This window comes from Kribbella orskensis (assembly GCF_004342085.1).
GTDB classification, from domain to species: Bacteria; Actinomycetota; Actinomycetes; order Propionibacteriales; family Kribbellaceae; genus Kribbella; species Kribbella orskensis.
In genome coordinates, this window is the sequence record NZ_SLWM01000011.1 from 89,756 (window position 1) to 101,176 (window position 11,421).

Consider the following 11,421-nt stretch of genomic DNA (forward strand, 5'->3'; position numbering starts at 1 on the left):
AACTCCGATGCACGGGAAGATCCGCTGGTTCGTCGCCGGTACCGTCATGGTCCTGGCCGTCATCGTCGGTGCGCTGCTGCTCGCCGGCGGCGGAACCGCGGGGGACGCGATCTCCGACACGCCCCCCGCCACGATCGAGAAGATCGACGACGGGGGCGCCCACAGCCGGCTGACGCTCGCCGCCAGGGCAGCCGAACGCCTCGGCATCGTGACCACTGCGATCCGGGCCGCCGACCCCGCGGTCGTCAAGCGCCTACCGGCCGCGACGGTGGTCCCGTACAGCGCGTTGCTGTACGACGCGGCTGGAAAGACGTACGTGTACACGAACCCGGAGTCGACGGTCTACGTCCGCGAGCAGGTCACGGTCGACTCCATCGACAGGGACGCCGTCATCCTGTCCGCGAGCCCCAGGTCGGGAACCGCCGTTGTGTCGGTCGGCGCCATCGAGCTGTACGGCCTCGAGTTCGGCATCGGCAAGTGAGCCGGACGGCGGGACTCGTCTCATGATGCGCTGGATCGTCGGGTCGAGCCTGAGGCTCCGGTTCCTCGTCATCGCCGCCGCGGTGACGATGCTGGGCTTCGGCGTCGTGGACCTGCGCAATTCTCCGGTCGACGTCTTTCCCGAGTTCGCGCCGCCCCGGGTCGAGGTCCAGACGCCCTCGCTCGGCCTGTCCGCAGCGGAGGTCGAGGAGCTCGTCACCGTTCCCCTCGAACAGTCGCTGACCGGCATCCCCGACCTGGACATCATCCGCTCCAAGTCGGTCCGGGAGCTCTCGTCGATCCAGCTCATCTTCAAGAACGGGACCGATCAGCTCCGGGCGCGGCAACTGGTGCAGGAGCGGATCGCCACGGTCACGCCCTCGTTGCCGACCTGGGCGAGCCCGCCGTTCATGATCCAGCCGCTGTCCGCGACCAGCCGGGCGATGAAGATCGCCATGTCCTCGGAGCAGGTCTCGATGATCGAGATGTCGTCGATCGCGTACTGGACGATCCGGCAGCGACTCCTCAAGGTGCCCGGCGTGGCCAACGTGGCCATCTGGGGGGAACGGCTGCAGCAGACGCACGTGCTGGTCGACCCGAACCGGCTGCGGAGCGAAGGCGTCACGGTGCAACGCATCATGGACGTCACCGCCGGCGCTCTCGACGCGGGGCTGCTCCGGTTCTCCGAGGGCTCGGTGATCGGTACCGGCGGATGGCTCGAGACTCCCAACCAGCGCTTCCCGATCCGGCTCACCCAGGCGATCACGACGCCGGAGGACCTGGCGGCCGTTCCGGTGCTGAAGCGCGGGGACCGGACCTTGCGACTCGGCGACATCGCGCAGGTAGTGGAGGGCCACCAGCCGCTGCCCGGCGACGCCGTCATCAACGACGGCGAGGGGCTGATGCTGATCGTCGAGAAGTTCCCGTGGGGGAACACGCTGGACGTGACGCGCGGCGTCGAGCAGGCGATCGACGAGTTGCGTCCCGGCCTGCCGGGCATCGAGATCGACACCACGTTGTTCCGGCCGGCGACATTCATCGAGACCGCGCTCGAGAACCTGACGATCGCGCTGCTGATCGGTTGTCTGCTCGTCATCCTGGTCCTGATCAGCTTCCTGTTCGAGTGGCGCACAGCGTTCATCAGCCTGGTCGCCATCCCGTTGTCGCTGGTCGCGGCGGGCCTCGTGCTGTCGGTGCGCGGCGAGACGATCAACACGATGATCCTGGCCGGGTTGGTGATCGCCGTCGGCGTCGTGGTGGATGACGCGATCATCGACATCGAGAACATCTGGCGACGCCTGCGCCAGCGGGCCCAGGAGGGCGGGAGGCTGTCGACCGCGCGCGTCGTCTTGGAGGCATCGCTGGAGGTCCGCAGGCCGATCGTCTACGCCACGTTGATCACCGTGCTCGCCGTCGCGCCGGTGTTCTTCCTCCAAGGGCTGTCCGGTTCCTTCTTCCAGCCACTGGCGTTCTCGTACGTCCTCGCCGTCCTCGCGTCGATGGTGGTCGCGCTGACCGTCACACCGGCGATGGCCCTGATCCTGCTGTCCAGGGCACCGCTCGAGCGCCCCGATCCGGCCCTCGCCCGGTGGCTGAAGGCGCATTACTCGACGGTCCTCGCCCGGGTGATCAAGTCGCCCCGTCCGGTGTACGCCGCGGTCGTGCTCATCGTGGCCGGCGGTATCGCCGTGCTGCCGATGCTCGGCCAGTCCCTGCTCCCCGACTTCAAGGAACGCGACTTCCTGATGCACTGGGTGACCAAGCCCGGCACGTCCGTCGGTGAGGAGACGCGGATCTCGGTCCGGGCCTGTCAGGAGCTCCGGCAGGTTCCCGGCGTCCGCAACTGCGGGTCGCACATCGGGCAGGGCCTGTTGATGGACGAGGTGGTCGGCGCCAACTTCGGCGAGAACTGGATCAGCGTCTCCCCCGACGTCGACTACGACATGACACATGCACAGGTGGTGGAGGTCGTCAACGGTTACCCGGGGCTCCGGCGCGACGTACAGACCTATCTGCGCGAGCGGATCAAGGAGGTCGTCGCCGGATCCAGCGGCGCCATCGTCGTTCGCATCTTCGGCCAGGACCTCGACGTCTTGCGGGAGCAGGCGGACGAGGTGGAGCAGGAAATCTCGGGCATCTCCGGCATCTCCGAGCTCGACGTCGAGCTCCACGAGCCCATCCCGCAGGTGGACGTCCAGGTCGACCTCGCGGCCGCGCAGCGGTACGGCGTCAAGCCGGGCGACGTCCGCCGGGCGACTTCGGTCCTCGTGTCGAGCGAGGAGGTCGGAGACCTCTTCCACAGCGGCAAGGCGTACGACGTCCACGTCTGGAGCGCCCCGCAGTTCCGGCAGAGCCTGACCGACATCCGAAACCTGCTCATCGACATCCCCGGCGGCGGCCACGTCCGCCTCGACGACGTGGCGGACGTCAGCATCAAACCCACGCCGAACATCATCGAGCGCGAGGCCGTGTCCCGCAAGATCGACGTGTTCGCCAACGTGTCCGGCCGCGATCTCGGCTCCGTGGCGGCCGAGGTCGACAACCGGATCGACGAGATCGACTTCCCGGTCGGCTACCACGCAGAGATGCTCGGCGAGGCGGAGGAGCAGGAGTCCGCCCGAGACAGCCTGTTCGGCTACGGCGCGCTCGCCTTCGGCGGCATCCTGCTGCTCCTGATCGCGGCCTTCGGCAGCTGGCGCCTTGCCAGCCTGTTCTTCCTCAGTCTGCCGATCGCACTCGTGGGCGGGGTCCTCGCGGCACAGCTGTCCGGCGGCATCATCTCGATCGGGTCGCTGGTCGGCTTCCTGACCGTCTTCGGCATCGCCGCACGCAACGGCATCCTGCTGATCAACCATTACCAGCACCTCGAGCGCGAGGAGGGCGAGCCGTTCGGTCCGGGCCTCGTGATCCGCGGTGCCCGGGAGCGGCTGTCGCCGATCTTGATGACAGCGCTGGCAACCGGGCTGGCGATCCTGCCGCTGGTCGTCGCCGGCGACCTTCCCGGCCACGAGATCGAGCACCCGATGGCGGTCGTCATCGTCGGCGGGCTGCTGACCTCGACACTCTTCAGCCTGCTGGTGATCCCGTCGCTGTACCTCCGCTTCGGGCGACGCGGCGGCGCGCCGGCGGAGGAGCCCCCGGCCGAGCCGGTCAGCGAAGCCGGCGGCGTCTGACTGCCGCAAGAACCAGCAGCAGGACCACCGCCGCCGGCATCCCGAGGACCAGCGGAGCGGCCGCGGTCGCATTGAGTTTGCGCGCCTGGGCGACCGACACCCGGAGCGCCTTGCTCGAAGTCACGTCGTCCGCGCCCTGTCGCGTGGTCACCGTGACATAGAGGGCGAGGGCGCCGGGGCTCACCGCCTGGACCTCCCAGTCGAGCTGTTCGGACTCGTGGGCGCCGAGCTCGTCGACGAACTGCGTCCGCTCCGAGGACCAGTCCTCCGGGTCCACGTAGATGCTCGGGGCGAGGCCCAGAACGTTGAGGTGGGCAACGACTCCTTCCAACGGCTCGTCGCTGTCGTTGCGGATCGTCGACGTGAAGTCGAACCGTTGACCGATCTTGGTGGACAGTCCCGTCCGGTCCAGCTCCACCGTCACCTGAGGGGCGTCGGAAGCGGCGACGGCGGCGGCATCGGCGGCGGCAGGCGCTCCGACGACCGCCGCGGTACAGAGCAGGAACGCTGCGAGGACTCTCATGGCCGGTCTCCCGAGTACAGCCTGATGCGGTGGGACAGCAGGACCGCAGCAAGGGGTGCGGCGATGGCGAGCACCACCGGGCCGATCAGCCACTCCGCGTCCCGACCGGGCGGGTGCCCACGCAGTACGACGTCGCTGAGGTACCTGAGCCCGGCGGTGAACGGATCCGCCCGCCAGAGGAGGCTGCCCACCCAGCTCTTCTGCAGGCCGGTCGGCAGCTGCGTCGGCGCGTACAACGCGAACAGGGTGAACAGGCCCACAGAGAGGCTCGTCCGGTTCGACTGGACGAGGCCACTGACCACGAGGCCGTACCCCGCCAGGAACAGCGCGAGCAGGCTGCCGACCAGCAGCCCCGTCAGCACCGCCTCCGTGACCGTTTTCGAACCACGGCCGAGGTACCAGAGGTACGGAATCGACACGGTCCACGCGGCGGCCCAGAGCGAGAAGGCCGCGATCCCCTTGCCGATCGTCAGCGAACTGCGCGGTGCCGGCGTCAGCAGCAGGCTCTCCAGGGTGCCGCGTTCGCGCTCGCCACTGATCCCGTCGGCAGCCGCGATCAACACCAGCAGGCTTCCGACCGCGACCGCTATCTGGAGCGTCAGCGTGACCGACTCGCGTTGCTCGAGGAAGTTGAGTTCCTGGTTGGAGGCGACGAGGTACGTCGTCACGCTGAGCAGGGCAGTGAAGGCGAGGATCAACGGCAGCCCCCGACCCGCCAACCACAGGTCCTTCAGCTCACGCTGCGCGACGACCAGCCAGGCCGGGCCGCCACGCCGCGACCGGGTGCGGACTGTCGAGAGACTACTGGCGGCAGGCATCAGGCATCCTCCGTCACGGCGAGGAACGCGTCGCTGAGCCGCCCGCCCTCGAGGGTGAAACCGAGCACCGGAACACCTGCGTCGAGCAGGCGGCGCAGTACTTCGGCTGCCGCGGTCTCTGGCTCGGTGTCGACAGGGATCAGCACTGCCACCTGGCCACCGTGGTCATTGCCGACTGCCGACGCCTGCAGTCCGCTGCCGGCGAGGAGCTCGACAGCCCGCTCGCGCTGCTCTGCACGCACGCTCACCAGCCCACGCCGTGGGGCCGCCGCACGCCGCGCGACCTCGGCGACAGTTCCCTCCGCGACGACCCGGCCATGGTTGAGGATCAGCACCTGGTCGCAGACCTGCTCCACCTCGACAAGCAAGTGGGTCGTCAGGATCACGGTGACGCCATACTCCTTGGCGATCCGGGCGACGAGGTCGAGCACCTGCCGCTGTCCGGCCGGGTCCAGGCCCAGCGTCGGCTCGTCCAGGAAGACGACCTGGGGATCGTTGACCAGAGCCCGCGCGATCCCGAGACGTTGCCTCATGCCCCGGCTGTACGCCGAGATCAGCGATCCTCCACGGTCAGCGAGACCGACCTCCGCGAGCAACCGATGGGCGGTCTCCCGGGCCTCGACGAGCGGGCGGCCGAACAGCTGCGCGTGGAACGTGAGCCACTCCTGCCCTGTCTGGCCGAGGGGATACCCGGCGCTCTCCGGCAGTACGCCGATCCGGCGACGGATCTCCACCGGGTCGGTGTGTGGGATGCCGGACACCGCGAACGTGCCGGCATCAGCTCGCAGGATGGTGGACAGGATCCGGATGACGGTAGTCTTGCCGGCACCGTTCGGTCCGAGGAAGCCCAGCACAACACCGGCCTCCACCGCGAGTTCCACCGAGTTGACGGCCACTACCCCGCCATACGACTTCCGCAGTCCGGTCGCCTCCAACGCCAATGTGCCGGCCATGGTCAGCGCGGCTTCTCGATCGGCGTCGTGAGGGCGTACACGTTCTTGCTCATCCGCAAGGCGTTCCGCTCGAGCTTCAGAGCGTTCTCCCGGACAACGGCCATCTCCGTCGGACTGCACCGGGCCACCTTCACCAGCTCCAGCGTCTCCCTGGTCGGATCGTTGCCGGCCCAGCCGACTCGCACGGGGCCGACGCCCGGGGCGTAGTACTTCAGCTGGTGGGCACCTGGCTCGTCCGCGCTGAACTCGTCCATCACCAGTACGCCGGTGAAGCAGCCGGCCCGGACACACGTCCTCTGGTTCGTCCGGTACACCCGCGCCCGGTCGCTCCAGCCCACCGCCGGTCCCCATCCCTGGGAGTAACTGGGCTGGCCGGGCTGCGAGTTCGGCTTGATGGTGATGCCCGCCTGCGCTCCCTGCAGGCCGTGGATCCAGGCCGGCGCCTCCACGAGCTTGCCTTCCTCGTACACCTCGGGGTACTGCCCGAAATGCCAGACGGTGCCGTCGTCGGCCTGCGCGAAGAACGCGAGCTCGGTCTCTTCCAACTGTCCCGCGGAATAGTCCCGGTCCCAGACGACGACATTCCGTACACCGCCGACCACTTTGGTTAGATCGGTGACCGTGAAGACCACGCGATGGGCAATAGCTTCGCCATCTTCTATGGTCTGCCCTTCGTAAATCAATTGCGTTCCGGGCCGCATCGGGAGCCACTGGTTGTTGATCGTGGTCGAGCGACCGAACAATGCGCTCCCGAGCCCTTTCTCCGGACCGGCCTCGGCGGCCGTACTGGTCGGGCGCGGCGTGCCCGGGGCGCTTGGTGAGCGAGGCGTGCCGCTGGACGACGGCGCACTGACCGCGCCCGTCGGGCTCACCGTGCCGGGGGCGCCAGTCGTGCTCGATGCGCCCTCCGACTTGGACGTTCGGTCCGGGCCGCACCCTCCGAGCGCGGCCGCCGCCACCAGCACTGCTGCCGTCAAACGCCCCCTGCTGCGTTGCATCGCACTGCCCCCTCACCGAAGCAGGCCAGCCGGTCCTTGACCCCCACAGACCGCAATACCGACCTCTTTCTAGAATCACATCGTGTGGCCAATTGGTCAACGCCTCGAGATGCTCCCGGGAAATACAACAAATTGATGATGCGGTCATCTCCACGAACGGTCACGCTCTCTGTATGGTGGACCGTTCGCTGCGTCATCCGAGGGCTGGTCTGGCGATGGTCGCGGTAATACTCGCCGCGGGTTCCGTACTGGCCTCGTCCTGTTCGGCAGAGGAGCCATCCGGCCGCGCGAGCGGCGGCGACCGGACCAGCAGCAGCCCCAGCGCCCAGGCGACAACGACTTCGGGGCCTTCGCGCGGCAAGGGGTTTGTCGTCGCTGCCGTCGGCGACATCGCGTCCCCGTCGGAGAACGGCCGGCAGGTGGCAACGGCGCGCGCCGTCGACGACATCGATCCCGATCTCGTCCTCGGCCTCGGCGACTTCCAGTACCAGCGGGGGAATCTGCGCGCCCTCAACAATTCCTACGACCGGTCGTGGGGCCGCTTCATCAGCCGCACCTACCCGATCAACGGAACGAGCCATGACTTGTACGGCACGGGCGGCTATGTCGACTACTGGAACGGTGGAAGTGCCGGCGGCCACGGCACCACGCCGATCCGACAGGAGCAACAATGGTCCTACTCGTTCGACATTGGTGACTGGCACTTCATCGCGCTCAACACGTCCTGTTGGCAGCGCGACGACTGCGACCCCGACCGGTGGACACAATGGCTCCGCGACGACCTCGGCCGGAGTCATGCCCGGTGCACGATCGCCTACATGCACGAGCCGTACTGGACCTCGCCGACGGACGAGCACGACCGCGACACGTCCACCCGGCCTTGGATCGACCTTCTGTTTGAGCACGGCGTCGATGTACTGCTGCAGGCGCACAACCACAACTACGAGCGGTTCGCACCGCAGACGCCCGGCGACGAGCGCGATGACGATGCGGGGGTCCAGGCATTCGTCGTCGGTACCGGAGGCATCGGACTGTACGAGTTCAAGGGCACGGCTGCGAACAGCGAGGCCCGCCAGGACGAGAGCTACGGAGTGTTACGTCTCGACCTGTCGCCGACGTCCTACCGCTGGCGCTTCGTCGTAAGCGACGGAAAGGAGTTCTCCGACGAGGGCGAGCGCCCCTGCCACTGACGGTGCGGTGACCAACGCCAGTACCGGACCCAGCCGCGCACCTGCGGCCCACGGATTCCGATCGTCGCAACGGGGAACAGCGCTGGATCCGCGAGGTCAGGCCCCCGGCCGCGGACGTCCGCCGACCACGTGCCGGTGTTGAGGTAGCAGCTGTCCGAGGCTTCGACTGCCCTCAGCAGCGCACGGTGCGTGTGGCCGAACAGGTACCGCGGCACAGCACATCCGTGCTCGCTCAGCGTGCGGTGCACCTCGGCCGCGGCGGATTCGAGATAGGCCCCCTGGCGGTCACGCCCCACCGAGCGAGCCAGCACCCTGCCCGCGACTGCCGCCGCCGCTGGTACGAGCCTGAATCGGGAGACCTGCGCGAGCGCCCGCAGGGCATCGGGTGGCAGACCGATCCGGGCCGCCTCGTCGTCGATCCTTCGCGCGTACGGCTCTCTCAGCGCGACCTTCTCGGCTTTGCGCACCGCGCCGGCTGCCCGGAGAACCGCGCCGGTGCGGGCCAACGGATGTTGCCCGGAACCGCCCCGGTGCTCAATCCAGGCGGCCAGCGGAGTGGGAATCGCGCCGGTCACCAGAATGGTCGGTTGCCGATGTACGGCATGGTGCTGGTGGCCGTGTTCGGCATAGAACAGACCCGGCGCGTACAGGATCCACGGATGCACGCGGACCCGATCGTCACCCTCTCCGCGGCCGGCCAGACGCGCTAGCGAGGCGCGGGCCTGCTCCCGGGACAGATCCGCATCGTGATTCCCGCAGACGAAGTGCAGCGTCACCTCCTCGGCGACACAGGTCCGGAACGCCCCGAAGAGTTCGGGGCGCCGATCGGCAACCGCCTCGATCTCCGCCGCGCAGGCGTCCTGCCCGCTCAGGTCGAACGTGTCACCGAGCAGGACTACGTGTCTCGTCGGCGAGTGGTCGGCAAGCACCACTGCAGCGAGGAAATCGGTGATCGCGGCGGCCGTGCCCCGTGGCTCCCGCCCGTCCGGGCCGAGATGCAGGTCGCTGACGAACCACCATCGCGTGTCGGTCTTCATGTCAACAGGTCCACGAGACGTGGCAGGACGAGCGCCGTGCACGCACCCCACAACACCAGCTCTGCAAGTATCGCCACGGACCAGCGCCGACGCTCGACGCTCGACGCGTACACCTGTCGGCACGCCCGAACGAGCAGCAAACCCAGCAGGGCCACCAGGACACCGAGGCTCACCAACGTCATGCAAACCTCCCCAGCCGAGCCGCCGACGCCACCAAGGTCACGGCGCCCAGCACGTACACGCACCGGAGCCAGGACCAGGCCGTCAGGTAGAGCAGCCCGGTCGACACCGCCGCCGTCAGCGCGAGGCTCAAGGCGACGGCCACGACGACCAGCGCGAGGCGGTCGCCGAAACCCATCAGGCGGGTGACCGCGAACCCGGGCACGAACCCGATCAGCGCGAAGGCGGCGACGGCCCGCAGCGGTTGCGGCAACCCGGTCGCGAGCAGCACCGGTAGCGCGAGACCCGAGATCCCGGTGGACACTGCGACCCACTCCAGACGCTTCATCCGTCCCACCTATCTGTACGGTTCGATCCGATAGATCCTGGCCTCCTGGTTCTCGAACACCAGGAAGACGCCGGGCCTGCGCGCCAGCACCGCCTCCATCCCGTCGATCTCCTCCATGGTCATGACGCCCTGCATGACCAGCGAGGACCTCGCGGCGCGGTTGAGTAGCAACATCGCCCCGCTGTGGTCGCGCCGGGCTGAGGCATACACGAGCTGCGCGCAGCCGGCCGCGTCTCGCACCGGCCCGCAAATGTCCCGGACCGTGCGGGAACGGTGCTGCTCGTACTCCCGGTAGCGCCACGGTGTCGGATGCCCCCCGGCGATCAGCATCGCGCCCGCCGGGCTGAGCTCGTACAAGCTCTCCGTGGCCTCTAACTCAGACGCGGTGAACATGTCGAACTGGGCGTTGCCGTATCTCGACGCAACCGACGCCACGGCGAAGATCGAACACAGTACGACGAGGGCCGTGGTCCGCAGGTTGTCGAGCACCGGTTGCAACGCCAGCAGCGCGCCGGCGGCGAGGAACGCGGTGAATGGCAACGAGAACAGCGTCACCCGCATCAGCATCTCGCCGCCGTACGACTGCGCCGGCAACAGCGCGAAGGGGGCGGCCGCCAGCACGATCGGTCGAGTGTCGAACGTGCAGAGCCGGCGCGCGATGACGACACCGGCGGCAGCCAGGATCCAGATCGCGATGCTGAGCAGCATCCTGACCTGGACGATGTAGACGTGTCCGGCGGTGCCGGCCAGTCGCTCGCTCACGTTCGCAGCGGCCGATGCCTCCACACCGCTGACGAACAGCGGCGGGTGGCCGGCCAGATAGGTGCTGGCCGGGAAGGCCAGCCAGAGCACGATCATGACCCCGATCAGCAGCGGCAGCGCCGACGTCCAGGAGCGACCGGTGGCGACCAGCGCGGTCACCGCGACCAGCAGCATGAAAGGCGTGAGCTGGTGGCTGATCACGATCGCCGCAGCCAGCACGGTCGCGACCAGCAACGCCATCACCCGCCGGCTCGCCACGGGCTCCGTCGGCAGCCTGTCCCGCCACCATGACCATCGCCCCGCCCATGACCACGAACGACCGAGCGGCGGAGCGGCTCCGAGGAAGTTCAGCAGCAGGGCGAGAACGACGAGATAGAAGAAGAACCCGAAGGCCTGCGGCGCGAGATAGTCCTGGTCGATCCAGTTCCCGAGACTGAACAACCACAAGGTGAGCCACACGAGGCGCCGGTCGGAGGTCAGCGTGCGGACCACGAGAGCGAGGGCCGCGAGCCATAGCAGCGCGTTCACCACCGGCGCCCAGAGCGCGAGCTCCGCCGGCTGCAGTCCGGTGGCAGTCGAGAGCACTGCAAGCAGGGCGAAGAAGCCGGGCCAGTTGAAGTAGGCGTCGAGCCTCGGATCGAGTTCGCCGGTGCGCAGCAACATGTCGGCAATACCGAGATGTCTCCAGGCCACCTCGGCGCGCGCGACGGGTGACGCCAGCGCCGCAGCCCCGTACAGGACGACGACCAGGCAGCAGATCAGCACCGCAAGTTGCAGCTGGTTCGGCCGGCTCCGGCGCAGCGACAGCACGAAGACCAGGTTGAGCGTGAAAATCCCGATCCAGTACGCCGATGGCAGCACGGCGACCAGTCCTAGATCACTGGTGACAGGGGTCTCCACGATGCTCGCGGCGTAACCCGCGACGACTGCGGCTAACACACCGATGAGCGCAGGCAGGACTCTCGCCGGTACCGACCAC

11 protein-coding genes are annotated in these 11,421 nt (G+C 68.3%); 3 read left to right on the plus strand and 8 right to left on the minus strand.

Going from position 1 to position 11,421, the window contains the following annotated elements; translation table 11 throughout:
• Positions 1–7 precede the first annotated feature (7 nt).
• Together EV644_RS26435 and EV644_RS26440 are read left to right on the plus strand one after the other, a co-directional pair.
• On the plus strand, positions 8–481 hold the full coding sequence (locus tag EV644_RS26435) for a hypothetical protein (protein WP_132191515.1): 474 nt from the start codon (positions 8–10) through the stop codon (positions 479–481).
• Between the two features lie 22 nt (positions 482–503).
• Positions 504–3,653, plus strand: coding sequence for an efflux RND transporter permease subunit (locus EV644_RS26440; protein ID WP_241998813.1), 3,150 nt, complete (start codon positions 504–506; stop codon positions 3,651–3,653).
• On the opposite strand, the gene EV644_RS26445 is transcribed toward EV644_RS26440, so the two are convergent.
• The 4 genes from EV644_RS26445 to EV644_RS26460 are packed head-to-tail and all read right to left on the minus strand — an operon-like array spanning position 3,631 to position 6,579.
• Positions 3,631–4,176, minus strand: coding sequence for a hypothetical protein (locus EV644_RS26445; RefSeq protein ID WP_132191514.1), 546 nt, complete (start codon positions 4,174–4,176; stop codon positions 3,631–3,633). The genes EV644_RS26440 and EV644_RS26445 overlap by 23 nt on opposite strands.
• Positions 4,173–4,994 carry an ABC transporter permease gene (locus EV644_RS26450; RefSeq protein ID WP_132191513.1) on the minus strand — a complete coding sequence of 274 codons (822 nt, stop codon included), beginning with the start codon at positions 4,992–4,994 and terminating at the stop codon, positions 4,173–4,175. The genes EV644_RS26445 and EV644_RS26450 overlap by 4 nt, the downstream gene beginning before the upstream one ends.
• The gene (locus EV644_RS26455) at positions 4,994–5,947 is read right to left on the minus strand and encodes an ABC transporter ATP-binding protein (protein ID WP_132191512.1); all 954 of its coding nucleotides are present in this window, start codon (positions 5,945–5,947) and stop codon (positions 4,994–4,996) included. Before EV644_RS26455 ends, EV644_RS26450 begins: the two co-directional genes overlap by 1 nt.
• A gap of 2 nt (positions 5,948–5,949) precedes the next feature.
• A complete protein-coding gene (locus EV644_RS26460) occupies positions 5,950–6,579 on the minus strand; it encodes a hypothetical protein (protein WP_132191511.1) in 630 nt (209 codons plus the stop codon).
• Between the two features lie 539 nt (positions 6,580–7,118).
• Here EV644_RS26460 and EV644_RS26465 point away from each other — a divergent pair.
• The gene (locus EV644_RS26465) at positions 7,119–8,135 is read left to right on the plus strand and encodes a metallophosphoesterase (protein ID WP_132191510.1); all 1,017 of its coding nucleotides are present in this window, start codon (positions 7,119–7,121) and stop codon (positions 8,133–8,135) included.
• On the opposite strand, the gene EV644_RS26470 is transcribed toward EV644_RS26465, so the two are convergent.
• From EV644_RS26470 to EV644_RS26485, 4 genes are read right to left on the minus strand one after another with little or no spacing between them, the layout of a single operon-like run.
• Complete coding sequence (locus EV644_RS26470; RefSeq protein WP_132191509.1) at positions 8,066–9,172, minus strand: metallophosphoesterase; 1,107 nt, start codon at positions 9,170–9,172, stop codon at positions 8,066–8,068. The genes EV644_RS26465 and EV644_RS26470 overlap by 70 nt on opposite strands.
• Positions 9,169–9,354: a hypothetical protein gene (locus EV644_RS26475; RefSeq protein WP_132191508.1), complete on the minus strand. Its 186-nt coding sequence runs from the start codon at positions 9,352–9,354 to the stop codon at positions 9,169–9,171. The genes EV644_RS26470 and EV644_RS26475 overlap by 4 nt, the downstream gene beginning before the upstream one ends.
• Positions 9,351–9,680 (minus strand): hypothetical protein, encoded by a 330-nt coding sequence (locus tag EV644_RS26480; protein ID WP_132191507.1) that lies wholly within the window; start codon positions 9,678–9,680, stop codon positions 9,351–9,353. The genes EV644_RS26475 and EV644_RS26480 overlap by 4 nt, the downstream gene beginning before the upstream one ends.
• A gap of 9 nt (positions 9,681–9,689) precedes the next feature.
• Complete coding sequence (locus EV644_RS26485) at positions 9,690–11,381, minus strand: glycosyltransferase (protein WP_132191506.1); 1,692 nt, start codon at positions 11,379–11,381, stop codon at positions 9,690–9,692.
• Between the last annotated feature and the right edge of the window lie 40 nt (positions 11,382–11,421).

Bases quoted from the DNA above. Each gene is read 5' to 3' on its own strand.
- EV644_RS26435 (WP_132191515.1), top strand. From the start codon at position 8: ATGCACGGGAAGATCCGCTGGTTCGTCGCCGGTACCGTCATGGTCCTG.
- EV644_RS26440 (WP_241998813.1), top strand. From the start codon at position 504: ATGATGCGCTGGATCGTCGGGTCGAGCCTGAGGCTCCGGTTCCTCGTC.
- EV644_RS26445 (WP_132191514.1), bottom strand. From the start codon at position 4,176: ATGAGAGTCCTCGCAGCGTTCCTGCTCTGTACCGCGGCGGTCGTCGGA.
- EV644_RS26450 (WP_132191513.1), bottom strand. From the start codon at position 4,994: ATGCCTGCCGCCAGTAGTCTCTCGACAGTCCGCACCCGGTCGCGGCGT.
- EV644_RS26455 (WP_132191512.1), bottom strand. From the start codon at position 5,947: ATGGCCGGCACATTGGCGTTGGAGGCGACCGGACTGCGGAAGTCGTAT.
- EV644_RS26465 (WP_132191510.1), top strand. From the start codon at position 7,119: ATGGTGGACCGTTCGCTGCGTCATCCGAGGGCTGGTCTGGCGATGGTC.
- EV644_RS26470 (WP_132191509.1), bottom strand. From the start codon at position 9,172: ATGAAGACCGACACGCGATGGTGGTTCGTCAGCGACCTGCATCTCGGC.
- EV644_RS26475 (WP_132191508.1), bottom strand. From the start codon at position 9,354: ATGACGTTGGTGAGCCTCGGTGTCCTGGTGGCCCTGCTGGGTTTGCTG.
- EV644_RS26480 (WP_132191507.1), bottom strand. From the start codon at position 9,680: ATGAAGCGTCTGGAGTGGGTCGCAGTGTCCACCGGGATCTCGGGTCTC.